A 24,113-nucleotide genomic window follows, 5' to 3' on the forward strand; every position below is an offset into this window, starting at 1 on the left:
CGCGCTGCACCCCGGCGCGTCCCTGTGAGCTGTACAACGTAAGCTGTACCGGTGCTGATTCGCGGCAATGTGGGGCGATACGCCCCCCGGCACATCACCCGTAGCGCGCATGTCGCACTCGGGAGGACTAACGGCGTGTCCGAAAAGGGATGTTTTGGGTCAGCAGTGTAGAACGGGAGATATGACGGCAACGATGGAAAATCTCCAGCTCCGACGGGGTTTCGCCGTCCCCGCGTCGGGTGGTACGCAGTGACCGGTACCCAGGAGGCGCGCGCCGACGCCGCCACGACCGGAACGCTCGCCAAGGCCGCGGACGAGAACTTCCCCGTGGCCCCCTTCTTCCTGCCCCGCGCCTGGCGGGACGACCTCATGGCCGTGTACGGATTCGCCCGCCTCGTCGACGACATCGGGGACGGCGACCTGCCGCCCGGCGGAGCCGACGCGCGCCTGCTCGGCCTGCAGTCCGGGCAGCAGGCGGACCGGCCGGCGATGCTGGACGCGCTCGAAGCCGACCTGAACCGCGTCTTCGCGAGCGTCGGCGACGGCCCCCGCCACCCCCTGATGCGCGCCCTGCGCCCCACGGTGCGGCGCTGCGCGCTCACCCCCGAACCCTTCCTCGGCCTCGTCGAAGCCAACCGGCAGGACCAGAAGGTCCGCCGCTACGGGACGTACGGCGAACTGCTCGCCTACTGCGAGCTCTCCGCGAACCCGGTCGGGCGGCTCGTCCTGCAGATCACCGGCACCGCGAGCCCCGAACGCATCCGCCGCTCCGACGCCGTCTGCACCGCACTGCAGATCGCCGAGCACCTCCAGGACGTCGCCGAGGACCTCGGCCGCGACCGCATCTACCTGCCCGCCGAGGACATGGCCCGCTTCCACGTCGGTGAGTCCGAACTCGCCGCCCCCTCCGCGGGTGCGGCGGTGCGCTCCCTCGTCGCCTTCGAGGCGGAGCGCGCCGGTCACCTGCTGGAGGAGGGCATCCCCCTCGTGGGCAGTGTCCACGGCAGGCTCCGGCTGCTGCTCGCCGGATTCGTCGGCGGGGGACGCGCCGCGCTCGGCGCCGTCTCGGCCGCCGGTTTCGACGTACTGCCCGGACCACCCAAGCCCACCGCGCCGAGGTTGCTGCGCGAGGTGGGAGCCGTCCTGCGAAGAGCGCACAGAGAGGGGTGAGCCGGACCATGGAGGGACAGACGACGTACATGTCGGCGCCGGTACAGGCCGCATACAGCTACTGCGAGGCCGTCACCGGACAGCAGGCCCGTAACTTCGCGTACGGCATCAGACTCCTGCCGTACGAGAAGCGGCAGGCCATGTCGGCGCTGTACGCCTTCTCCCGTCGGGTCGACGACATCGGCGACGGCGAGCTGGATCCGGAGACCAAGCGCGTCCGGCTGGAAGGCACCCGGGAACTGCTCGACCGGATCCGCGACAAGGCGGTCGAGGAGGACGACACCGACCCCGTCGCGGTCGCGCTCGCCGACGCCGCGCGGCGCTTCCCGCTGCCGCTCGACGGCCTCGACGAGCTCATCGACGGCGTGCTGATGGACGTGCGCGGCGCGACCTACGAGACCTGGGACGACCTGAAGACGTACTGCCGGTGTGTCGCGGGCGCCATCGGCCGCCTCAGCCTCGGCGTGTTCGGTACCGAGGAGGGCGCACCGGGCGCCGAGCGTGCGGCCGAGTACGCCGACACCCTCGGCCTCGCGCTCCAGCTCACCAACATCCTGCGCGACGTGCGCGAGGACGCGGGGAACGGGCGCACGTACCTGCCCGCCGACGACCTGGCGAAGTTCGGCTGCTCCGCCGGATTCCAGCGGGCCACCCCGCCCCCCGGATCCGACTTCGCCGGACTGGTCCACTTCGAGGTCCGGCGCGCCCGGGCGCTCTTCGCCGAGGGCTACCGGCTGCTGCCGATGCTCGACCGGCGCAGCGGCGCCTGCGTGGCGGCGATGGCCGGCATCTACCGCCGCCTCCTCGACCGGATCGAACGCGACCCGGAGGCCGTCCTGCGCGGCAGGGTCTCGCTCCCCGGCCACGAGAAGGCCTACGTCGCCGTGCGCGGCCTGTCGGGCCTCGACGCGCGTTACATCTCGCGCCGTACGACCAGGGGGCGCGCCTGATGGCACGTCCCGCCCCATATGCCTGCGCCGCGCACGCAACCCCGCAGGGTTCCGGCGCGTCCCTGACTGCGACGACACGCCGAAGGGGGCAGCCATGAACGACCGGAGCGCACGCGCCTCCCGCGCGGTCGTCGTCGGCGGAGGCCTCGCGGGGGTCACCGCCGCGCTGCGTCTCGCCGACGCCGGCGTGGACGTGACCCTGCTCGAAGGCCGCCCCCGGCTCGGCGGTCTCGCCTTCTCCTTCCGGCGCGGCGACCTCTCCGTCGACAACGGCCAGCACGTCTACCTCCGCTGCTGCACCGCCTACCGCTGGTTCCTGGACCGCATCGAGGGATCCCACCTCGCCCCGCTCCAGGACCGCCTCGACGTCCCCGTGCTCGACGTCGGCCGGACCGCCGGGCCGCGGCTCGGACGGCTGCGCCGCACCGGGCTGCCCGTGCCGCTGCACCTGGCCGGCGGGCTCGCCGCCTACCCGCACCTCTCGGTCGCGGAGAAGGCGGGCGTCGCCCGTGCGGCCCTCGCGCTGGGCCGGCTCGACCCCGCCGATCCGGCGCTCGACGGCATCGACTTCGCCACCTGGCTCCGCCGCCACGGCCAGTCGGCGCGTGCCATCGAAGCGCTCTGGGACCTGGTCGGCGTCGCCACGCTCAACGCCACCGCCCCTCAGGCATCCATGGCCCTGGCCGCGATGGTCTTCAAGACCGGACTGCTCTCCGACCCGGGCGCCGCCGACATCGGCTGGGCCGCCGTGCCGCTCGGCGATCTCCACGACACCCTCGCCCGCAAGGCACTCGAATCCGCGGGCGTGCGCATCCACGTACGCACCAGGGCCGGATCGCTGTCCCGCACCGAGGACGGCCGCTGGGCCGTCGCGACGGACGGCGAGCGCTTCGAGGCGGACACCGTCGTGCTCGCCGTGCCGCAGGGCGAGACCCACCGGCTGCTGCCCGACGGTGCGCTGGACGACCCCGGCAGGCTGCTCGACCTCGAGGACGCGCCGATCCTCAACGTGCACGTCGTCTACGACCGCAAGGTGCTGCGGAGACCTTTCTTCGCCGCACTCGGCTCACCCGTGCAGTGGGTGTTCGACCGCACCGAGTCCTCCGGCCTCCAGGGCGCGGGCCAGTACATCGCGGTGTCCCAGTCCGCCGCGGGGGGCGAGATCGACCTGCCCGTCGCCGAGCTGCGCAGGCGCTACGTACCCGAACTGGAGCGGCTCCTGCCGGCCGCGCGCGGGGCGGGCATCCGCGACTTCTTCGTCACCAGGGAGCGCACGGCGACCTTCGCGCCCGCTCCCGGGGTGGGCCGTCTGCGGCCCGGCACGAAAACCCGTGTCGCTGGTCTGCAGTTGGCGGGAGCATGGACCGCGACCGGCTGGCCCGCGACGATGGAGGGCGCCGTCCGCAGCGGTTTCAGCGCCGCGGACGCCGCGCTCCAGGCCCTCGGCCGGCCCCACGAACATCCGCTGCAGGAGGCGGCATGAGCAGTACCACCGGAACAAGAGGAGAGTCTGTGACCCCGGCGAATCCGGCTTTCGACACCGTGGCGGACACCACGGACGTCACCGCGCTTCTGGAGCGCGGAAGGGCCCTGTCAGCGCCGGTGCTGCGAGCTGCCGTGGACCGGCTGGCGCCGCCCATGGACACCGTCGCGGCCTACCACTTCGGCTGGATCGACGCCCAGGGCCGGCCCGCCGACGGTGACGGCGGCAAGGCCGTGCGCCCCGCGCTGGCACTGCTGTCCGCGGAGGCCGCGGGCGCCCCGGCGGAAGCCGGCATCCCCGGCGCCGTGGCCGTCGAACTCGTGCACAACTTCTCGCTGCTGCACGACGACCTGATGGACGGTGACGAGCAGCGCCGCCACCGCGACACCGTGTGGAAGGTGCACGGCCCCGCCCAGGCGATCCTCGTCGGCGACGCACTCTTCGCGCTGGCCAACGAGGTCCTGCTGGAGCTCGGCACCGTGGAGGCCGGCCGCGCCACCCGCAGGCTGACCACCGCCAGCCGCAAGCTGATCGACGGTCAGGCCCAGGACATCTCCTACGAGCACCGCGAGCGGGTCACCGTCGAGGAGTGCCTGGAGATGGAGGGCAACAAGACGGGTGCCCTGCTCGCCTGCGCCGTCTCGATCGGCGCCGTGCTCGGCGGCGCCGACGACCGCACCGCCGACACCCTGGAGGCGTACGGCTACCACCTCGGCCTCGCCTTCCAGGCGGTCGACGACCTGCTCGGGATCTGGGGCGACCCGGAGTCCACGGGCAAGCAGACGTGGAGCGACCTGCGCCAGCGCAAGAAGTCCCTGCCCGTCGTGGCCGCGCTGGCCGCGGGCGGGCCGGCGTCCGAGCGGCTGGGCGAACTCCTCGCCGCGGACGCCAAGAGCACCGATTTCGACAGCTTCTCCGAAGAGGAGTTCGCCGCGCGCGCGGCGCTCATCGAGGAGGCGGGCGGCCGCGAGTGGACCGCCGAGGAAGCGCGCCGCCAGCACGCCGTGGCCATCGAGGCGCTGCACGGTGTCGACATGCCGGAACGGGTGCGGGCACAGCTCACCGCGCTCGCCGACTTCGTTGTCGTACGAAAGAGATGATCACCATCCAGATATGACTCGCAGTCGCCGGCGGGCGCCCGATACGGGCGTCCGCCGACGGAGACCCCAGCACAGCAGAGGACCAACTGCACGAAGGGGAAGCCATGACAGCGACGACCGACGGAAGCACCGGGGCCGCGCACCTCCGCGCAGTTCCGGACGGCGATCCGACCGAACCGACCATCGCCGCGGACGACATCCTGGACGTCGCGCGGCAGGCCGCGGAGCGCTCTGTGGAGCACCTCCTCGGCCGGCAGGACGAGCAGGGCTGGTGGAAGGGGGACCTCGCCACCAACGTCACCATGGACGCGGAGGACCTGCTGCTGCGTCAGTTCCTCGGGATCCAGGACCCGGACACCCTCCGTGCGGCCGCCCGCTTCATCCGGGGCGAGCAGCTCGGCGACGGCACCTGGAACACCTTCTACGAGGGACCGCCCGACCTCTCCGCCACCATCGAGGCGTACGTCGCCCTCCGGCTGGCCGGAGACCTGCCCGACGACCCGCACATGAAGCGTGCCGCGGGCTGGGTCAGGGAGCAGGGCGGCATCGCGGAGTCCCGGGTCTTCACCCGGATCTGGCTCGCCCTCTTCGGCTGGTGGAAGTGGGACGACCTGCCGGAACTCCCGCCCGAGCTCATGTTCTTCCCGAAGTGGGTTCCGCTCAACATCTACGACTTCGGGTGCTGGGCGCGGCAGACCATCGTGCCGCTCACCATCGTGTCCGCGAAGCGGCCGGTGCGGCCCGCGCCCTTCGCGCTGGACGAGCTGCACACCGATCCGGCATGCCCGCGCCCGCCCAAACCCGCAGCTCCGGTGGTCAGTTGGGACGGGATCTTCCAGAGACTCGACAAGGCCCTGCACCTGTACCACAAGGTCGCGCCGCGCCGGCTGAGACGCATCGCCATGAACACGGCGGCGCGATGGATCATCGAGCGCCAGGAGAACGACGGCTGCTGGGGCGGAATCCAGCCCCCGGCGGTCTACTCCGTCATCGCCCTGCACCTGCTGGGCTACGACCTCGACCACCCCGTCATGCGGGCCGGCCTCGCCTCCCTGGACCGGTTCACCGTGTGGCGCGAGGACGGCGCCCGCATGGTCGAGGCATGCCAGTCGCCGGTCTGGGACACCTGTCTCGCGACCATCGCGCTCGCGGACGCCGGCGTCAGCCCCGATCACCCCGCGCTCGTGCGGGCAGCCGACTGGATGCTCGGCGAGGAGATCGACCGGCCGGGCGACTGGTCGGTGCGCAGGCCGCAACTCGCCCCCGGTGGCTGGGCGTTCGAGTTCCACAACGACAGCTACCCGGACATCGACGACACCGCCGAAGTCGTCCTCGCGCTGCGGCGCGTCCGTCACCCCGACCCCGCCAGGGTCGAGGCGGCCATCGAACGCGGGGTCGACTGGACCCTCGGCATGCAGTCCCGCAACGGCGCCTGGGGCGCCTTCGACGCCGACAACACCAGCCCCTTCCCGAACCGGCTGCCGTTCTGCGACTTCGGTGAGGTCATCGACCCGCCCTCCGCCGACGTGACCGGTCACGTGGTGGAGATGCTCGCCGTCGAAGGCCGCGCCGGCGACCCCCGTGCCCGCCGGGGCGTCGACTGGCTGATCGCCGAACAGGAGCGCAACGGCGCCTGGTTCGGCCGCTGGGGCGTCAACTACATCTACGGAACGGGCTCGGTGGTACCCGCCCTCGTCGCGGCAGGGGTGCCGGCCGCGCACCCCTCGGTGCGACGGGCTGTCGAGTGGGTGAAGTCGGTCCAGAACGACGACGGCGGCTGGGGCGAGGACCTGCGGTCCTACCGCGAGGAGAAGTGGATCGGCCACGGCGCCTCGACCGCCTCCCAGACCGCCTGGGCGCTCCTCGCGCTCCTGGCCGCCGGGGAGCGCGAGACCCGCTCCGTGGAACGCGGCGTCGCCTGGCTGGCCGAGACCCAGCAGGCCGACGGATCCTGGGACGAGCCGCACTTCACCGGCACCGGATTCCCCTGGGACTTCTCCATCAACTACCACCTCTACCGTCAGGTGTTCCCCCTCACCGCCCTGGGCCGGTACGTGTACGGCGATCCCTTCGCCACCGCCTCCGGCATCGGTGCCGGCACCGGTGAAGGAGCCTGACCCGGTGCAGGGCGCGGAGGATCCGCCCCCCGGCCCGGCCACACCGCTGCTGATCGCCTGCGCGCTCGGCATCGAGCGCCTCGCCCTGCGCACCGGCAGGCGGGGCGACGCGCCGGGCCCGGTGAGCGTCATCAGCACGGGGATGGGCCCCCGGGCGGCGGAGAACGCCGTCCGGGCCGCCCTCGGGCGCCACGGGGCCGGGGGCACGGCGGTCATCGCCTCCGGTTTCTGCGCCGGTCTCGCACCCGGCATGCACCCCGGCGACCTGGTCGTGGCGGAGGAGACCCGCGACGCCTCGGGCACGACGGCCTGCGCGGGCACCGGCGTGCTCGTCGACGCGCTGACCAGGGCGGTGCCGGGCCGGGCCGTCCACACCGGCCCGCTGGCCGGCTCCGCGCACGTCGTCAGGGGCCCCGAGCGGGCCGGTCTGCTGGCCACCGGTGCCATCGCCGTCGACATGGAGTCCGCGGCCACACTCCGCACCGCCCTGCGCACCGGCCCCCGTCCTGTTGCGGCCGTACGGGTGGTCGTGGACGCTCCAGAGCATGAGCTCGTCCGTATCGGCACGGTCCGCGGTGGAATATCGGCATTCCGCGTTCTTCGTGCTGTGCTTCCGGCTTTCCATGAATGGCACCGATCTTTGTTGCTCCCCAGGAGGTGAGCCCAGATGGCCATGCCGCTCCGTCAGTCCATCAAGGTTGCGACGTATCTTTTCGAGCAGAAACTCCGCAAGCGGGAGAAGTTCCCGCTGATCGTCGAGCTGGAGCCCTTGTTCGCCTGCAATCTGGCATGCGAGGGCTGTGGCAAGATCCAGCACCCGGCCGGCGTGCTCAAGCAGCGCATGCCCGTCGCGCAGGCTGTGGGTGCCGTGCTCGAATCAGGTGCTCCCATGGTGTCCATCGCCGGGGGCGAGCCCCTGATGCACCCGCAGATCGACGAGATCGTGCGTCAGCTGGTGGCGAAGAAGAAGTACGTCTTCCTCTGCACCAACGCCATGCTGATGCGCAAGAAGCTCGAGAAGTTCACCCCGTCGCCCTACTTCGCCTTCGCCGTGCACATCGACGGGCTGCGTGAGCGGCACGACGAGTCCGTCGCCAAGGAAGGCGTCTTCGACGAGGCGGTGGAGGCGATGAAGGAGGCCAAGCGGCGCGGCTTCCGGGTGACGACCAACTCCACCTTCTTCAACACGGACACCCCGCAGACCATCATCGAGGTGCTGAACTTCCTCAATGACGACCTCAAGGTGGACGAGATGATGATCTCGCCCGCCTACGCCTACGAGAAGGCCCCCGACCAGGAGCACTTCCTGGGCGTCGAGCAGACCCGGGAGCTCTTCAAGAAGACCTTCGCGGGCGGCAACCGCCGTCGCTGGAGGCTCAACCACTCCCCGCTCTTCCTGGACTTCCTGGAGGGCAAGGCCGACTTCGACTGCACGGCCTGGGCGATCCCCAACTACTCCCTCTTCGGCTGGCAGCGGCCCTGCTACCTGATGAGCGACGGGTACGTGCCCACCTACCGCGAGCTCATCGAGGAGACCGACTGGGAGAAGTACGGCCGCGGCAAGGACCCGCGCTGCGCCAACTGCATGGCGCACTGCGGCTACGAGCCCACCGCGGTGCTCGCCACCATGGGATCGCTGAAGGAATCCCTGCGAGCGGCGCGCGAGACCATCGGCGGGAGCCGGTGACGTCATGACCACTGGAGAACCGGTCGCCCTGGGCCTCCCCGGACTGCCGGCCCGGCCGCTCGCGGTGCGCCGCCCCTCGCGGCGCATCCAGGTCGGGTCGGTGGCGGTCGGTGGGGACGCACCTGTGTCGGTGCAGTCGATGACGACGACGCGGACGTCGGACATCGGTGCGACGTTGCAGCAGATCGCGGAGCTGACGGCTTCGGGGTGTCAGATCGTGCGGGTGGCGTGTCCGACGCAGGATGACGCGGACGCGTTGGCGACGATCGCGAGGAAGTCGCAGATCCCGGTGATCGCGGACATTCATTTCCAGCCGAAGTACGTGTTCGCGGCGATCGACGCGGGGTGTGCGGCGGTGCGGGTGAATCCGGGGAACATCAAGCAGTTCGACGACAAGGTGAAGGAGATCGCGAAGGCCGCGGGCGATGCGGGCACCCCGATCCGGATCGGTGTGAACGCCGGCTCGCTGGACGCGCGACTCCTGAAGAAGTACGGGAAGGCGACGCCGGAGGCTCTGGTGGAGTCGGCCCTCTGGGAGGCGTCGCTGTTCGAGGAGCACGGGTTCCGGGACATCAAGATCTCGGTGAAGCACAACGACCCGGTCGTGATGGTGAACGCCTACCGTCAGCTGGCCGCGCAGTCGGACTATCCCCTCCACCTGGGCGTGACCGAGGCGGGTCCCGCGTTCCAGGGGACGATCAAGTCGGCGGTGGCGTTCGGTGCGCTGCTCTCCGAGGGGATCGGGGACACGATTCGCGTCTCGTTGTCGGCTCCTCCGGCGGAGGAGGTCAAGGTCGGTCTGCAGATCCTGGAGGCGCTGAACCTGAAGCAGCGGCGCCTGGAGATCGTGTCCTGCCCGTCGTGCGGGCGGGCGCAGGTGGACGTCTACAAGCTGGCGGACCAGGTGAGTGCGGGCCTTGAGGGTATGGAGGTCCCGTTGCGGGTCGCGGTGATGGGCTGTGTGGTGAACGGTCCGGGTGAGGCGCGTGAGGCCGATCTGGGTGTGGCGTCCGGGAACGGCAAGGGTCAGATCTTCGTGAAGGGCGAGGTCATCAAGACCGTCCCGGAGTCGAAGATCGTGGAGACCCTGATCGAGGAGGCCATGAAGATCGCGGAGGGTATGGAGGAGGCGGGAACCCCCAGCGGGGTCCCCGCCGTGACCGTGAGCCGATAACAGGACCGAAGAGAGGGGGCCCGGTTATGACGACGCTGGAATCCATCAAGGGGCCGCAGGACCTGAAGGCGCTGAGCCTGCCGGAACTCGGTGAACTCGCAGAGGAGATCAGAGCGTTCCTCGTCCGCGCGGTGGCGCGGACGGGCGGTCACCTCGGCTCCAATCTCGGAGTGGTCGAGCTGACCGTCGCCCTGCACCGGGTCTTCGACTCGCCCGGGGACCGCATCCTGTGGGACACGGGGCACCAGAGCTACGTGCACAAGCTGCTGACCGGGCGACAGGACTTCTCCAAACTGCGGAGCAAGGGCGGCCTCTCCGGCTACCCCTCCCGCGAGGAGTCCGAGCACGACGTCATCGAGAACTCCCACGCGTCGACCGTGCTCGGCTGGGCCGACGGCCTCGCCAAGGCCAACGAGGTGCTCGGACGCCCGCAGCACGTCGTCGCGGTCATCGGGGACGGGGCCCTCACCGGCGGCATGGCGTGGGAGGCGCTCAACAACATCGCCGCGGCGGGCGACCGCCCGCTCATCGTCGTGGTGAACGACAACGAACGGTCCTACGCCCCGACCATCGGCGGACTCGCCGGCCACCTCGCGACCCTGCGCACCACCGACGGCTACGAGCGCTTCCTGTCCTGGGGCAAGGGCGTGCTCCAGCAGACGCCCGTCATCGGGCAGCCGCTGTACGGATCCCTGCACGGCGCCAAGAAGGGTTTCAAGGACACCTTCGCACCCCAGGGCATGTTCGAGGACCTCGGTCTCAAGTACGTCGGCCCCGTCGACGGACACGACACCGCAGCGGTCGAGGCGGCCCTGCACCGGGCCAAGCGCTTCAAGGGGCCCGTGCTCGTGCACTGCATCACCGAGAAGGGCAGGGGCTATCCGCCCGCCCTGGCCGACGACGCCGACCGCTTCCACACCGTCGGCCGGATGGACCCCCTGACCTGCGCGCCGCTCGTCGTACCGGCGGCCCCCTCCTGGACCTCGGTCTTCGGCGACGAGATCGCGGAGATCGGCGCCGTCCGCCCGGACGTCGTCGCGATCACCGCGGCGATGCTGCACCCCGTGGGACTGACCAGGTTCGCCGAGGAGTTCCCCGACCGGATCTGGGACGTCGGGATCGCCGAGCAGCACGCCGCCGTCTCGGCCGCGGGTCTGGCCACCGGCGGGCTCCACCCGGTCGTCGCCGTGTACGCCACCTTCCTCAACCGGGCCTTCGACCAGCTCCTGATGGATGTCGCCCTGCACCGGTGCGGCGTGACCTTCGTGCTGGACAGGGCCGGTGTCACCGGCGTCGACGGGCCCTCCCACAACGGCATGTGGGACATGTCCGTACTCCAGGTCGTCCCCGGCCTGCGCATCGCCGCGCCGCGTGACGCCGACCGGCTGCGCGAGCAGCTCCGCGAGGCCGTGGAGGTCGACGACGCACCCACCGTGATCCGGTTCCCCAAGGCGGCGGTGGGGGAGTCCGTCCCGTCTGTCGGGCGGATCGGCGGGATGGACGTCCTGCGCCAGGACCCGGAGGCCCAGGTCCTGCTCGTGGCCGTCGGAGCGCTCGCCCCCGTCTGCCTGGAGGCGGCCGACCTGCTTGCCGGGGCGGGAGTCCGCTGCACCGTGGTCGACCCCCGCTGGGTCAAGCCCGTCGACGCACAGCTGCCCGCCCTCGCCGCGCGGCACGCGGTCGTGGCGGTGGCCGAGGACAACAGCCGCTCGGGGGGCGTCGGCTGGGCGGTCGGGCAGGCGCTCCGGGACGCCGCCGTCGACGTACCGCTGCGGACGTTCGGGATCCCCGAGCAGTTCCTCCCCCACGCGGGGCGCGAGGAGGTGCTGGCGGACATCGGGCTCACCCCGGTGGAGATCGCGGGACGCATCGCCGCGGTACTGGAGCGCCGCGGCGCGGTGGAGGAGCGGGACACGCCGAAGGAGCCCCGGGCATGACGGACGAACGGCCGGGCTTCGACCTGGCGCGGCTGCTCGCCGAACGAGGAGCCGAACGCTACGAGCTGCACACCCGCCACCTCAACCACCAGCTGCCGCGGATGCTGCGCACCATCGGCTTCGACAAGGTCTACGAGCGGGCCGAGGGCGCGTACTTCTGGGACGCCGAGGGCAACGACTACCTGGACATGCTCGCCGGGTTCGGGGTCATGGGCCTGGGCCGCCACCACCCCGTCGTACGCAGGGCCCTGCACGACGTCCTGGACGCCTCGCTCGCCGACCTCACCCGCTTCGACTGCCAGCCGCTGCCCGGACTCCTGGCCGAGAGACTGCTGGTGCACAGCCCGCACCTGGACCGTGTGTTCTTCGGCAACAGCGGGACCGAGGCGGTCGAGACCGCGCTGAAGTTCGCCCGGTACGCCACCGGCAAGCCGCGGATCCTCTACTGCACCCACGCCTTCCACGGGCTGACGACGGGGTCGCTCTCGGTGAACGGCGAGAAGGGGTTCAAGGACGGCTTCGCACCCCTGCTGCCGGACACGGCCATCGCACTGGGCGACCTCGACGCACTGCGCCGCGAGCTGAAGCGCGGGGACGTGGCCGGGCTCATCGTGGAGCCGATCCAGGGCAAGGGCGTGCACGCCGCGCCTCCCGGTTTCCTCCGGGAGGCGCAGGAACTGCTCCGCCGGCACAAGGCCCTGCTCATCGTCGACGAGGTGCAGACGGGACTCGGCAGGACCGGGGACTTCTACGCCTACCAGCACGATGAGGGGGTCGAGCCCGACCTCCTCTGCGTCGCGAAGGCGCTCTCCGGCGGATACGTCCCCGTGGGTGCGACGCTCGGGAGGGACTGGATCTTCAAGCGCGTCTACTCCTCCATGGACCGGGTCCTCGTCCACTCCGCGAGTTTCGGATCCAACGCCCAGGCCATGGCCGCCGGGCTCGCCGTCCTCTCCGTGATGGAGCAGGAGGAGACCGTCGCGAACGCCCGCCGCACCGGCGACCTGCTGCGCGACCGGCTCGCGGCCCTGGTCGGGCGCTACGAGCTGCTGCACGAGGTACGGGGGCGGGGGCTGATGATCGGGATCGAGTTCGGCCGGCCGTCGTCCCTCCGGCTGCGCAGCCGCTGGACGATGCTGCAGGCGGCCCGCAAGGGACTGTTCGCGCAGATGGTGGTGGTGCCGCTGCTGCGCAAGCACCGCATCCTCACCCAGGTCTCCGGCGACCACCTGGAGGTGATCAAGCTGATTCCGCCCCTGGTCATCGGGGAGCCGGAGGTGGAGCGCTTCGTGACCGCCTTCACCGCGGTCATGGACGACGCGCACAGCGGCAACGGGCTGATGTGGGACTTCGGCCGGACACTGGTGAAACAGGCCGCCGTCAATCGCTGAACCCGGCTCCGCCCGTCTTTTGCCCCTGAGGCAATAAAGTTGCCTCAGGGGAAAGTTCCTGGCCCAATGGGGGCATGAATCCTCCTGACGGAGGGGTGGCCGACGACCTTCCGGGCGTCGCCCCACGCCTGCGCGAGCTGCGCCGCGACCGCGGTCTCACCCTGGAGAGCGCCGCCGCGCGGGCGGGACTCTCCCCGGCCCACCTCTCCCGGCTCGAGACCGGGCGCCGCCAGCCCTCGCTGCCGATGCTGCTCGGTCTCGCCCGGATCTACGGTACGACCGTCTCCGAGCTCCTGGGTGAGATGCCGCCGGAACGTGACGCGATCGTCCGTGGCGGACCGATCGACGACGCACTCGGCGACGGGTCCGGCGGCTGGCTCTACCGGCAGGCCGGCGGCTCGGGACGCGCCATGCAGGCGCTGCGCGTCCACGTCCCCCACGGCACCGAGAGCGAACTCGTGCGCGTCCACCCCGGCGAGGAGTGGCTGTACGTCCTCGACGGGCGGCTGCGGGTCGTGCTCGGGGAAACCGTGCACGACCTCGGCGTGGGCGACAGCGCCCACTTCGACTCCCTCACCCCGCACCGGATCGCGGCGCTCGGCCGCGGCGGGGCGAGCCTGCTGTTCGTCCACACACTGCTCCAGAGCCCGGCCGCCGAGCTGTGCCTCGGCCCCGCGGTCCGGCTCTGATCCCACGTATCGTTCCCGCTTCGGCCGCTCATGGAGGCCGCAGTGCCGTCGCTCCGGTCTCCCAGGGGCCGCAAGGAAGGGCTGACATGTCCGATTCCGAGTACTACGACCCGCTCACCCCGCGCCCCCGGCCGGGGGACGACGGGGACACACAGGAGCGGCGGATGCCCCGAGGGGTCGTCATCCGGCTCATCGCCTACCTGGTGGCAGGACACGTCGTCGCGGCCTTCCTCTTCCTGCTCTTCACCGTGGCGGGCAAGGGCTGAGAGCCGACTGCCGGCCCTGCCCGTCTCCCACCACGGCCGGGCAGGGCCCGTCCCGTCGCCGTCAGGCGCCCTCGACGAGGCGCCCACGCAGCTTCTCGCGCGTCTCGTGGCTGATCTTCAGCCCTTCGAGGAGGTAGCGGTCGGTGCTGCCCCAGGTCTCCTCGATCGTGGCGAACGCCGCGTCGAGATATTCGCGGTGGGCGCCGAAGAGCGGATTGAGCAGCTCCATGACCTCCTCCGACATGCCCACCGGAGACGTGTCGCTGCGGTGCACCTTGTAGCGGCGGTGGGCGTCGTTGGACTTGAGGTAGTCGGCCTCGATGGCCTCCTTCTCGACGCCGACCGCGAGCAGCGAGACCGCGACCGACAGGCCCGCCCGGTCCTTGCCCGCGGCGCAGTGCATGAGTGCGGGGACGCTGTCCTCGGCCAGCGCGTGCAGGACCCGGCTGTGCTCGGCCGTCCGGTCCGTGATGATCGAGCGGTAGGACAGGACCATGCGTTCGGTGCCCTTGCCGTCGGCCAGGATCGAGCGCAGCTGCTGGATGTTCCCGTCGCGCACCAGCCGCCAGAACTCCGCGCCGTCGGCCGGGTCGGAGAGCGGGATGCTGACGTTCCGGACGCCGGGCAGTTCCACGTCGTGTCCGTCGAGCTTGTGGTCGGCGGCGTTGCGGAAGTCGAAGATCGTGTGCAGGCCCAGCCCGGCGAGGAATGCGGTGTCGGACGCGGTCGCGTGGGCCAGGTGGCCGCTGCGGAAGAGGCGCCCGAAGCGGACGGTGCGGCCGTCGCTCGTCGGGAGCCCGCCGACGTCGCGGAAGTTGCGGACACCGGTCAGGTCCACGTCCGTCGGCTCGGGGCCGGCCGGGGGGACCTCTGGCAGCTGCGTCACAAGGGCTCCTGGAGGGTCTGGCGCCGGCGCCGCTCGCCGACGGGACACGCTCGCGACGATACGACATGGCTGCATCGCGCACGCGTCGCGTCCCCGCCGTATCGCCCTGTGCGGAGGAGCGGGCAGCGCGATGTCCGTATTGGTGCATTTACCAGAACATGCCCTGATTGTGCGGGACATGGGGGGAGGCGGGTGAGCGGGATCATATCCGTGACGGTGTGTGGTGAAGGTGCCCGTGGGTATTCCGGACGCCTCACGGAAAACCAAGATCCGTAATCCACGGAGTGTGACGGGAATTCCATAACGGAATTGAATCGGGGATTCCGGCCGGGAATCCGAGGCTTGTTACCCGAGTCCTCGCTCGCCTACGGTCACGCTCAATCCGGACGGAACGCCGAATCCTGCCGCCGCCCGGAATCCGCACCGACTCACGCGTGGCAGGAGCGGGGGAACCAGGTAAGTCGCCGGCCGGAGCGATCCGGAACGGCTCGGGGTCAAGACGCGTCACCACGCGGCCGGGCATCTCCAGCCCGAACCCGACAGCTCACCTCGCAGGCGCCGGAGAGGAATTCCCCATGCCCGCACACGGCAAGCACCGTCGTAAGAAGTCCGGTCCGCTCTCCCGAGGCATCCTTGCCGCAGGGGCCGGCGGCGCCGTACTCGCCCTCCCGCTGATCGGCGCCACCGGCGCCCACGCGGCCGAGCCGGCGTCCCCCGCGGTGAAGTCCGCCGCCGTCACCCGGAGCGCGCCCGCCGCCGTCGCGAAGGACGCCCCGAAGACCTACACCGTGGTCTCCGGCGACTCCCTCGCGAAGATCGCCACCGCCAAGAAGGTCAAGGGCGGCTGGCAGAAGCTGTACAAGGACAACCGCGACGTCATCGGCGGCAACCCGAGCCTGATCGTCCCGGGTATGAAGCTGACCCTCGGCGCCAAGGCGTCCGGCGCCGCGAAGCCGGCCGCGAAGGCCGCGCCCGCCGCCGGGAAGGCCGCAAAGGCCGCTCCGGCCGAGAAGACCACCGCCGCGTCGGAGGCCACCGCCTCCGGCTGGGCGGCTCCGGTCGAGCACCCCACCGTCACCACCCAGTACCACGTGGCCGGCGCCAGCTGGTCCAGCGGCTACCACACGGGCTCCGACTTCCAGGCCGCCTCGGGCACCAGCGTCCGCTCCATCGGACCCGGCACCGTCGTCTCCGCCGGGTGGAGCGGTGCGTACGGCAACGAGGTCGTCATCCAGCACAGCGACGGCATGTACTCCCAGTACGCGCACCTGTCCTCGCTGGAGGTCTCGGCCGGACAGACCGTCACCGGCGGCCAGCAGATCGGCCTGTCCGGAACCACCGGCAACTCGACCGGCCCGCACCTCCACTTCGAGGTCCGCACCGGCCCGAGCTACGGCTCCGACGTCGACCCGATCGCCTACCTGCGTTCGCACGGCGTCACCATCTGAGGGACATGACCCAGGGGTCCGGCCGAGGGGTGATGCGCGACGGCGCATCGCCCCTCGGCTTATTCCGGCTTTACCAAAACCTGACCGGGTGGTCTTTGTCACCACCCGTCAACCCCTTATTACGGTCGCGTAGGTCACATTCGAGGGTGCAGGATAATCCCTTGTGGCAGACGATTCGAGAAACAGACGACGAGGCATCATCGGGTCGTACGCGGCGATCGGCGACAGTTTCACGGAGGGCGTCGGGGACCCCGGTCCGGACGGAAGGCTCGTCGGCTGGGCGGACCGTTTCGCCGTTCTCCTCGCGGACCAGCTCCCGGTCCCCGACGCGATGGCCGGCCCGGTGGACGACCCGCACGGAATCTTCCGGTACGCCAATCTCGCCGTACGCGGACGACTCCTCGACCAGATAGTCGAGGAACAGGTGCCCCGCGCCAAGCAACTGGCCCCCGATCTGGTCAGCTTCTGCGCGGGCGGCAACGACATCCTCCGCCCGGGCTCGGACCCGGACGACGTCGCCGAGCGCTTCGAGCGCGCGGTGGCCGACCTCACCCAGGCGGTCGGCACCGTCATGGTGACCACCGGCTTCGACACCCGCGGTATCCCGGTGCTCCGGCACCTGCGGGGCAAGATCGCCACCTACACCGCACACGTCCGGTCCATCGCCGACCGGTACGACTGCCCGGTCCTGGACCTGTGGTCCCTGCGGTCCGTGCAGGACCGCAGGGCCTGGGACAACGACCGGCTGCACCTCTCGCCCGAGGGGCACACCCGGGTCGCGCTCCGCGCCGCCCAGGTCCTCGGACTCGACGTGCCGGCCGACCCCGATCAGGCGTGGCCCCCGCAGGCGCAGCGCGGCACCCTGGAAGTGCGTCGCGACAACATCAACTGGGCGCGGGAGTACCTCGTCCCGTGGATCGGCCGGCGCCTGCGCGGTGAGTCCTCCGGTGACCACGTGGAGGCCAAACGCCCCGACCTGCTGCCGCTGTGACAGCCCGTCGGCTTCTCAGCGACTGCTGACGAACGGCAGGAGCGGCCGGGCCGGTCCCGCGGACACGGGCCCGGCCGGTGCGGACACGGGCCCGGCCGGCGCCGGCATCCGCACCGGACGGGCGGGTATCCGCTCCAGCACACCGCCCGCGAAGACGTCGTACAGCGGCAGCGTCTCCAGGTGCACGTAGCCGATGTGGCAGTCGCACACGTCGCGTGGGCAGCCGCGCGGACCGAGGGCGTCCCGGTAGCTGCCGTCGTAGAGGTTGCCGAGCTCGTCACGGACGAAGTGGCAGCGCCTCACCGTCCCGTCACCGTCCACCGAGACGACGGACTCACCGGTCCGGCAGGGCAGACCGGCCGAGCGGTGGGGATGCCTGCTGTAGGGGAACAGCGGGTCCAGGGCCGTCCAGTCGGCCGCCTCCTCGTCCGTATAGGTGTGCCCCTCGGCGGCGTTGACCCAGAGGTAGACCTCGGACGGCAGCGCGGCGCGAAGCCGCCGGGCCTCGGCCAGGTGCTCGCGCAGACCGACGATTCCGACGCTGTGGCGCACGCCGAGAGCCGTGAGCTCCCGGCACCGGCCGAGAAACCGCTCGTACGGCGTCTGGCCCGGGTGGTAGGTGCACCACAGGGCGACCTTGTCCCGTTCCGCCTCCGCCAGCCACGCGGTACGGCCGCTGAGATTGGTCTGGACGGCGACCCTCGCGATGTGCGGCAGACGGGACAGCTCGACCAGCGCCCGCCGGTACCAGGAACGGACCAGCGCCTCGCCCCACGGGGTGAACAGCACCGACAGCCGGTCGCCCGACTGCTCGGCGGCCCAGGCGGTGAACCGCTCCAGGGCCGCCCGGTCCGCGCGCAGTCGCTCGCCGCTGTCCCGGCGCTTCGCGAACGGGCAGTAGGGGCAGTCGTAGTCGCACGAGGCCAGCGGACCCCGGTACAGGATGGTCAGGTCCTTGCCCACCGGCCCGCTCACTTCGCCTCGTACGCGGCCATCGCGGCCCGTACCTCCGGGGAGAACAGCTCCGGCCCGAGCGCGTCGGAGTGGGCCAGCCCTTCGGGGGAGAGACGCAGCAGGCCGGGGCCCGTGGTGGCGTCGAGCCAGCCCCGCCCGGCGAAGAGATCCAGTTCGGCACGGAAGTCGGCGTACGGATCGGCACCGAAACGGTCGCGGTACTCGGCGGTCCGCATGCCCCGGGCCTGGAGCAGCGACTGCAGCAGATGCCGCCTGCGCGCCTCGCCCTCGTCGACGTAGCGGCCGACCTCCGCCCGGGAGAAGTCCGCGGTGCCGGTGAAGGCGTCGATGATGCCCCTGATCTCCCGCATCTCCACGGCGTAGTCGAAGGAGTAGTGCAGGGAGGACGTGTACGACCGGGCCCCGCAGCCGAGACCGATCATGCCGTCGGTCTGGCAGGCGTAGTCCTCCGGGCCTGTCGGGGCGGCGTCCGCGCGGCGGAACATCCGCATCGACACCTGCTCGTAGCCGTGCGCCAGGAGGTGGTCCCGGCCCGAGCGGTACAGCCGGAGCCGCTGTTCGTCCCAGGCGGCGTCCGGACCGGACTCCGCTCCTCCGCCACGGCGCCCGAGGCCCGTCAGCGGGCGCACGTACAGCGGGTAGAGGTACAGCTCCTCCGGCCGCCATGCCAGAGCGGCGTCCAGCGAGGTGCGCCAGCTCGCCTCCGTCTGACCGTCCATGCCGTAGATCAGGTCGATGTTGAGCACCGGGACGCCCGCCTCCCGGATGCGCCCGAGGGCGGCCTCCACCTCGGACCGGCGCTGAGGGCGCACCGCCGCGCGCGCCTCGGCGTCCACGAAACTCTGTACGCCGATGCTGATCCGGGTGGCTCCACGGCCGGCCAGGACGGACAGCCGGTCCGCGGTCGCGGTCGACGGCGAGGTCTCCACCGACAGGGGCACGGAACGGAGATCGGCGCCCATCCGCTTCTCCGCGATGTCGCAGAGACGGTCCAGCTCCCCGGCGTCGAGGTAGGTGGGAGTGCCGCCGCCGAACGCCGCCGCCGCGAAACGCACCGGTGCGCCGTCGCCCAGCGCGTCACGGACCGCCACGGCTTGCCGGTCGAGTGCGTCGAGGTACCGGGTCGTCAGCTCGTCGGGGGCGCCGACCCTCGTGAAGAGGTTGCAGAAGCCGCAGCGGACCTCGCAGAAGGGTATGTGCGCGTAGAGCGAGAGCGCGTCCTTGCTCTCCCCGGCCCACAGCCCGCTCAGGAGCGGGCGCCCGGCGGGGTGGGAGCCGAGCGGCCGGTAGGCGGTCTTGTGGGGATAGGCGTACACGTAGCTCACGTAGGGGCTCGTGGTGGTGACGGTCATCGTGCTGCCCCCTGGTCGAGGAAGAAATGGGCGTAGGGCACGGTCCACACGGCTTCGTGCCCGAGCCGGTGACCGGTGTAGCCGTCGTCCCCGTACGCGGTGCCGTGATCCGAGCAGACGATCGCGAAGCACCTGCGGCGGCTGCTCACCGCGTCGAAGAGCCGGCCGATGTGCCGGTCCACGTACTCCAGGGCGGCGGCGTGGGTGGCCTTCGAGTCGCCGGACGCGGCCGTGGCCCCCGGCAGGTGGAACCAGTTGGGCTGGTGCAGCGCCGCCACGTTCACGAACAGGAAGAGCCGCTGGTCCGCGGGGAGTCCGGCGACGACCTGCTCCGCTCGGGTGACCTGCGCCTCGAAGGACGTCGGTGAGGCGACGCCGAACTCCGGCTCCCAGTGACTCTCCTGGAACAGGCCGGGCAGTACGGAGCCCAGCGGGGGACGCCGGTTGAAGAAGCCGACGCCACCCACGCAGACCGTGCGGTAGCCGACCGCGGCCAGGCCCGAGAGGATGTCGGGCGTCTCGTGCACGAAGGTGCCGTCCGCGGTCGACTCGCTGCCGGCGAAGCGCGCGGCGAACAGACGCGGGTGGGGGCCCGGCGAGGCGGGCGTCGGCAGGAAACCCGCGAAGATCGCCTGGTGGGAGGCGTACGTGAAGCTGCCGGGCGCGTGCCTCTTCTCCCAGGCACCACCGGGCAGATGCCGGGCGAGATTCGGTGTGCGCCCGGCCGCGGCCAGATCCTGGGCCACGTCGAACCGCAGCGTGTCCAGGGTGACCATCAGCAGGTCATGACTCCCCACGACCGCGTTCATGTCCGGGTTCGGGATCGGGGGTGAGTCCGGGGCCGGGTTCTCCGTGCCGGTGGACGTGTGGTCAGGGTGCGTGGGTGGCACGGTCGTTCCTTGTTCGGTGCAGTACGGCGGCGATCTGCGCGCCATAGGTGTCCAGGCCCTCCGCCCCGCTGCCGGGAAGCCCGGTCAGACGGGGCAGGAGGTCCCCGAAGGCGTTGACCTCGCCTACGGTGAAGCGCCGCCAGCCGGTGGCAGGCAGCAGGTCGACCCCCACGCAGAGCGTGCCGGGGAAGCAGGCGGCGGCCCGCTCGCAGACCGCCAGGGCGGCGCCCCAGCTGCCGCCCGCCGCCTCCACCGAGGTCCGGACCTGGCCGAGGTCGCCTCGCGCCCCTCCCAGATGCAGGTTGGTCATGGGGTGCCGGCTGGTACGCACGACCGCGTGCGTCGCCCGGCCCGCGACCACCACGACCCGGAGGTCGGCGACCCGGCCCCGCTGGGACGCCTTGGGCAGCCAGCGCTCGATGTGCAATCCGTCGGGCGCCAGGGCGTCTATGAGCGCGGCCACCTCGCCCTCCGTCGTGCACCTGCGCACCCGCAGCGAGTTGAACAGCCGGCCGGCGGCGTCCCGCTCCACCGAGGTGGCCGCGCGGACCCTCCCCGGACCGGCCGTCTCCAGGGCGACCACCCCGGAGGCCGACGAACCGTGAGCCGGCTTCACGAACACCCGGGGCATCCGGTGATCGGACATCAGCGCACGCACGTCCGCCCAGCCACGCACCGGCCCGGCTCCTGGCCCCGATGTGGGGGAGTCCGGTACGGGCACCCCCGCGGCATCCAGGACACCGTGGCAGATCCGCTTGTCGAACAGCACCGCGATGTCCTGCGGAGCGTCCAGCATCTCCGCCCCCGCGGCGCCTGCGGCCCGCGCGACGTCCCGCACGGCCGCGGTGAAACGGGCGTACCAGCGGGCCGAACCCTCCACTCTCGTCGGATCGTCGGTCCCGCGCAGGAGCCTGTCCACCTCCGCGTCCTCCCCCGGGGAGTCGACGCGCACGGTCTCCCCTGGCAGGAAGCCGGCATCGCCCCGGAGCACGTCGCCCCGCAGGACATCGGCCCAGGAGACCGTGCGCGCCGCCGGGAGCCCGGCCGCGCGCACGGCGTCCTGGAAGAGGCCGACCCTGCGGTTGCCGGGGATGCCGACCACCGCGAGGCGCGGGGGCGCGCTACTCGCTGACTGCGACATAGCGCGACTCGTCGTCCTCGTCGTCCCAGTCCTCGGCCCCTTCGAGATCGACCCGTATGCCCGCCCGGGCGCACAGGTCCTCGATACGGGCGACGTACGGGGCGCTGAGGTAGTGGTGGTGCAGATCGAGGGCCGAGAGATGGGTGAGCGGCTGCCCGCCCAGCAGGGCCTCGGCACCCGCATCGCTGAGGGTGCCCATCGCGAGGGACAGGGAGTCGAGCCGCGCGACGACCGGCGCCGAGGCGACCGCGACGGCTATCTCGTCCTGGATCTCGCTGTTCTGCAGACCGAGATGGCGCAGTGCGGGATACGCGGCGCCGGACAGCACGGGGGCCAGGTCGGCGACGGACGCGTCACCGCCGTACCACTCGGAGCCGAACCAGAACTCCAGGTGTTCCAGCGACGGCAGTCCGGACGCGCCGACCGCGCGGACGACGTGTCCGGGCAGGCCGCCGGACTCGAACCGGAGCGACTTCAGTGCCGCGTGCCGGACAGGGCGCAGCCGGAGGTTCTCCCCGTCCGAGACGGACTCCCCACAGCCTCGCACCGTCAGTTCCTCCAGCAGCGGGAGGGCTTCGAGTACCGGGGTGATGTCGCACATCTGCAGCCAGGACAGCTCGCACTCCTCGCTCTCCACATCGGCGAGGAACAGAGCGCGCAGGGCCGGGAATCGGTGTGCGTCCGCGGCGATCGCCTCGACCACCGGCCGGAAGGACGAGTACTCGTCCTCCCACCAGGGCCCGATCAGCAGTGCCCTCACCCCGGCCGGATCGACCTCATCGAGGAAGCGCCGCCAGTGCTCGGTGAACGTCTCCCCGCCCCAGGCGCACTCCAGCCGCCACGCCACCGATCCGGGTGCGGGCGGTGTCGCGGCTTCCGCGGCGTCGGTGGCGGGCAGGGTGAGGACGGGCAGGCCGTGGAAGACGTCCGGGTGAACGATGTCGGTCATCGGGGGCCCCTACTCCGCGACCGCGGTATAGCGTCCGGCGGCCCCGCGGTCGTCCCAGGGTTCGCAGCGCTCGGACAGGTCGACGGCGACGCCGTGCGGGGCGAGCGCCTCGGTCAGCCGACGTTCCATCGGCTCGCTCAGGAAGTGGTGGTGCAGGTCGAGTGCTTCGAGATGGATGAGCGGCTGGCCCTCCAGCAGCGCGGCCGCGCCCTCGTCGCCCAGCGTGCCGTTCGACAGGTCGAGCGTGCGGAGCCTGGCGACGAGCGGGGCCGAACCGATCGCGGCCGCGATCTCGTTCTGCAGCTCGCTGTTGCGCAGACCGAGGTGCCGGAGCCGGGGGAAGCGGGTGCCCGTGAGCAGTGGCGCCAGGTCCGGGACGACGGCGTCGCCGCCGTACGCGGACACACCCAGCCAGAGGTCCAGGCTCTCCAGCGCGGGCAGTTCGCTGTCCAGCAGACCGCGCAGCGCCACGGCCGGAAGACCTCCGCTCTCGATGGTGAGCTCACGCAGGGACGTGTGCTCGACGGGCGGGAAGACCAGGCCCGTGCCGCCGCGGACACCGAGATGGGTCAGGGCCGGGAAGGCCGTGAGGAGGGCGGTGACGTCGGACTGCTCGATCCAGGAGATCTCCGCCTCCTCCATCACCAGGTCTCCGACGAAGACCGCCGTGAGCGAGGTCAGCCGGCCGGCCGCGGCGACGACGAGCCCGATCGGGTAGGACGAGTCCTCCTCGTACGACTCGCCCCACTGCCCGATGATCAGAGCCCGGACACGGGACGGGTCGACCGCGCCGAGGAAGGCGTCGAACTCCTCCTCCCAGCTCACGTCCCCCTCCGGGCCGAACGGGTCGACGCTGATGCGCCAGGCCACGGCCTCGGCCGCGGGACGCGCCGACTCCTCGGTCTCGCGCTGGAAATCGACGGCTTGGAGGCCGAGCAACTCGTGCAGACGGTCCGCGTTGGACATGGCACTGAGCTCCTGTTGCTGGGGACGGCTGATGTTCCGCAAGGTTTATCAAGGGCCACTGACAACTCCGTGACCGGGCCCCGCCGACGCCGCTCGGCCCGGCCGGACCGCGTCCGTCGACGGATTGTCAGACCCCTCTCGTAGCGTTTCATCTGTGACCGGCACAGGGGGTGCCGGGGCGGAGGGGAGACGTCTGTGTACCGGCAGGGCGACGTACTGATGGTGGCGCTGGACGAGTCGGAGGTGCCCGCGCACTTCCTCGACGCGCCGGGTGAACTGCGGGACGGCCGGGGGAGGCTGGTCCTGGCGCTCGGCGAAGTCACCGGCCACGCGCACGCCGTGCAGGGGCCCGGCAGGCTGATGCGGGAGGCGGGCCCCTTCGGCCCGATGCTGCTCCACCTGCCCGACGGCGGACGCGTGGTGCACGAGGAACACGCGGCGATAGCACTGCCCAAGGGCTGGTTCCGCGTCGTCCGGCAGCGCGAGTACGCACCCGGCGCGGTCCGGATCGTCGCGGACTGACAGCGCCGGTGGCGCCGCGGGCGGCAGGC

At 71.5% G+C, this 24,113-nt stretch carries 22 protein-coding genes and 1 riboswitch; of the genes, 15 read left to right on the plus strand and 7 right to left on the minus strand.

All coding sequences use genetic code 11. The features are described 5' to 3' along the window. The first annotated feature begins 249 nt into the window (after positions 1-249). From hpnC to OHT61_RS28040, 12 genes are all read left to right on the plus strand, one after another. Complete coding sequence (hpnC, locus tag OHT61_RS27985; RefSeq protein ID WP_329042026.1) at positions 250-1,170, plus strand: squalene synthase HpnC; 921 nt, start codon at positions 250-252, stop codon at positions 1,168-1,170. 8 nt (positions 1,171-1,178) lie between these two features. Next, entirely contained in the window at positions 1,179-2,120 is a 942-nt protein-coding gene (hpnD, locus tag OHT61_RS27990) for a presqualene diphosphate synthase HpnD (RefSeq protein ID WP_329042027.1), read from the plus strand. Between the two features lie 94 nt (positions 2,121-2,214). Beyond that, the gene (hpnE, locus tag OHT61_RS27995; RefSeq protein WP_329042028.1) at positions 2,215-3,603 is read left to right on the plus strand and encodes a hydroxysqualene dehydroxylase HpnE; all 1,389 of its coding nucleotides are present in this window, start codon (positions 2,215-2,217) and stop codon (positions 3,601-3,603) included. Then, entirely contained in the window at positions 3,600-4,703 is a 1,104-nt protein-coding gene (locus OHT61_RS28000) for a polyprenyl synthetase family protein (protein WP_329042030.1), read from the plus strand. Before hpnE ends, OHT61_RS28000 begins: the two co-directional genes overlap by 4 nt. A gap of 104 nt (positions 4,704-4,807) precedes the next feature. Further along, a complete protein-coding gene (shc, locus tag OHT61_RS28005; RefSeq protein WP_329042032.1) occupies positions 4,808-6,820 on the plus strand; it encodes a squalene--hopene cyclase in 2,013 nt (670 codons plus the stop codon). Between the two features lie 4 nt (positions 6,821-6,824). Beyond that, positions 6,825-7,481: a phosphorylase family protein gene (locus tag OHT61_RS28010; protein ID WP_329042034.1), complete on the plus strand. Its 657-nt coding sequence runs from the start codon at positions 6,825-6,827 to the stop codon at positions 7,479-7,481. A 6-nt stretch (positions 7,482-7,487) separates the two neighbouring features. Then, on the plus strand, positions 7,488-8,507 hold the full coding sequence (hpnH, locus tag OHT61_RS28015) for an adenosyl-hopene transferase HpnH (RefSeq protein WP_329042035.1): 1,020 nt from the start codon (positions 7,488-7,490) through the stop codon (positions 8,505-8,507). A gap of 4 nt (positions 8,508-8,511) precedes the next feature. Further along, positions 8,512-9,681: a flavodoxin-dependent (E)-4-hydroxy-3-methylbut-2-enyl-diphosphate synthase gene (gene ispG, locus OHT61_RS28020; RefSeq protein WP_329042036.1), complete on the plus strand. Its 1,170-nt coding sequence runs from the start codon at positions 8,512-8,514 to the stop codon at positions 9,679-9,681. 26 nt (positions 9,682-9,707) lie between these two features. Then, positions 9,708-11,618, plus strand: a complete 1,911-nt coding sequence (gene dxs / locus OHT61_RS28025; protein ID WP_329042037.1) for a 1-deoxy-D-xylulose-5-phosphate synthase — start codon at positions 9,708-9,710, stop codon at positions 11,616-11,618. Beyond that, positions 11,615-13,009: an aspartate aminotransferase family protein gene (locus OHT61_RS28030; protein ID WP_329042038.1), complete on the plus strand. Its 1,395-nt coding sequence runs from the start codon at positions 11,615-11,617 to the stop codon at positions 13,007-13,009. The genes dxs and OHT61_RS28030 overlap by 4 nt, the downstream gene beginning before the upstream one ends. Before the next feature lie 74 nt (positions 13,010-13,083). Beyond that, a complete protein-coding gene (locus tag OHT61_RS28035) occupies positions 13,084-13,698 on the plus strand; it encodes a helix-turn-helix domain-containing protein (RefSeq protein ID WP_329042039.1) in 615 nt (204 codons plus the stop codon). Positions 13,699-13,784: 86 nt separating this feature from the next. Beyond that, positions 13,785-13,964, plus strand: coding sequence for a DUF6126 family protein (locus OHT61_RS28040; protein ID WP_329042040.1), 180 nt, complete (start codon positions 13,785-13,787; stop codon positions 13,962-13,964). A gap of 61 nt (positions 13,965-14,025) precedes the next feature. On the opposite strand, the gene OHT61_RS28045 is transcribed toward OHT61_RS28040, so the two are convergent. Continuing rightward, positions 14,026-14,850: a tyrosine-protein phosphatase gene (locus OHT61_RS28045; RefSeq protein WP_329042041.1), complete on the minus strand. Its 825-nt coding sequence runs from the start codon at positions 14,848-14,850 to the stop codon at positions 14,026-14,028. A gap of 411 nt (positions 14,851-15,261) precedes the next feature. After that, a riboswitch (cyclic di-AMP (ydaO/yuaA leader) is annotated at positions 15,262-15,421 on the plus strand. Positions 15,422-15,425: 4 nt separating this feature from the next. Between OHT61_RS28045 and OHT61_RS28050 the strand changes: the two genes are divergently transcribed. Then, positions 15,426-16,298 carry a M23 family metallopeptidase gene (locus tag OHT61_RS28050; RefSeq protein ID WP_329042043.1) on the plus strand — a complete coding sequence of 291 codons (873 nt, stop codon included), beginning with the start codon at positions 15,426-15,428 and terminating at the stop codon, positions 16,296-16,298. 163 nt (positions 16,299-16,461) lie between these two features. Further along, positions 16,462-17,289 (plus strand): SGNH/GDSL hydrolase family protein, encoded by an 828-nt coding sequence (locus OHT61_RS28055; RefSeq protein WP_329042044.1) that lies wholly within the window; start codon positions 16,462-16,464, stop codon positions 17,287-17,289. 15 nt (positions 17,290-17,304) lie between these two features. On the opposite strand, the gene OHT61_RS28060 is transcribed toward OHT61_RS28055, so the two are convergent. The 6 genes from OHT61_RS28060 to OHT61_RS28085 all read right to left on the minus strand — a co-directional run bounded on the left by OHT61_RS28060 (position 17,305) and on the right by OHT61_RS28085 (position 23,562). After that, the gene (locus OHT61_RS28060) at positions 17,305-18,252 is read right to left on the minus strand and encodes an STM4011 family radical SAM protein (protein ID WP_329043407.1); all 948 of its coding nucleotides are present in this window, start codon (positions 18,250-18,252) and stop codon (positions 17,305-17,307) included. An 8-nt stretch (positions 18,253-18,260) separates the two neighbouring features. After that, positions 18,261-19,616 (minus strand): STM4012 family radical SAM protein, encoded by a 1,356-nt coding sequence (locus OHT61_RS28065; RefSeq protein ID WP_329042045.1) that lies wholly within the window; start codon positions 19,614-19,616, stop codon positions 18,261-18,263. Continuing rightward, positions 19,613-20,425, minus strand: coding sequence for an STM4013/SEN3800 family hydrolase (locus OHT61_RS28070; protein WP_329043408.1), 813 nt, complete (start codon positions 20,423-20,425; stop codon positions 19,613-19,615). Before OHT61_RS28070 ends, OHT61_RS28065 begins: the two co-directional genes overlap by 4 nt. A 61-nt stretch (positions 20,426-20,486) precedes the next feature. Then, the gene (locus OHT61_RS28075) at positions 20,487-21,647 is read right to left on the minus strand and encodes an STM4014 family protein (protein ID WP_329042046.1); all 1,161 of its coding nucleotides are present in this window, start codon (positions 21,645-21,647) and stop codon (positions 20,487-20,489) included. Further along, the gene (locus OHT61_RS28080) at positions 21,628-22,596 is read right to left on the minus strand and encodes an STM4015 family protein (protein WP_329042047.1); all 969 of its coding nucleotides are present in this window, start codon (positions 22,594-22,596) and stop codon (positions 21,628-21,630) included. Before OHT61_RS28080 ends, OHT61_RS28075 begins: the two co-directional genes overlap by 20 nt. 9 nt (positions 22,597-22,605) lie before the next feature. Beyond that, complete coding sequence (locus OHT61_RS28085; protein ID WP_329042048.1) at positions 22,606-23,562, minus strand: STM4015 family protein; 957 nt, start codon at positions 23,560-23,562, stop codon at positions 22,606-22,608. Positions 23,563-23,757: 195 nt separating this feature from the next. On the opposite strand from OHT61_RS28085, the gene OHT61_RS28090 reads away from it, so the two are divergent. Continuing rightward, positions 23,758-24,084 (plus strand): hypothetical protein, encoded by a 327-nt coding sequence (locus tag OHT61_RS28090; RefSeq protein ID WP_327112286.1) that lies wholly within the window; start codon positions 23,758-23,760, stop codon positions 24,082-24,084. Positions 24,085-24,113 lie beyond the last annotated feature (29 nt).

It is taken from the genome of Streptomyces sp. NBC_00178 (genome assembly GCF_036206005.1).
Taxonomy (GTDB): Bacteria; Actinomycetota; Actinomycetes; order Streptomycetales; family Streptomycetaceae; genus Streptomyces.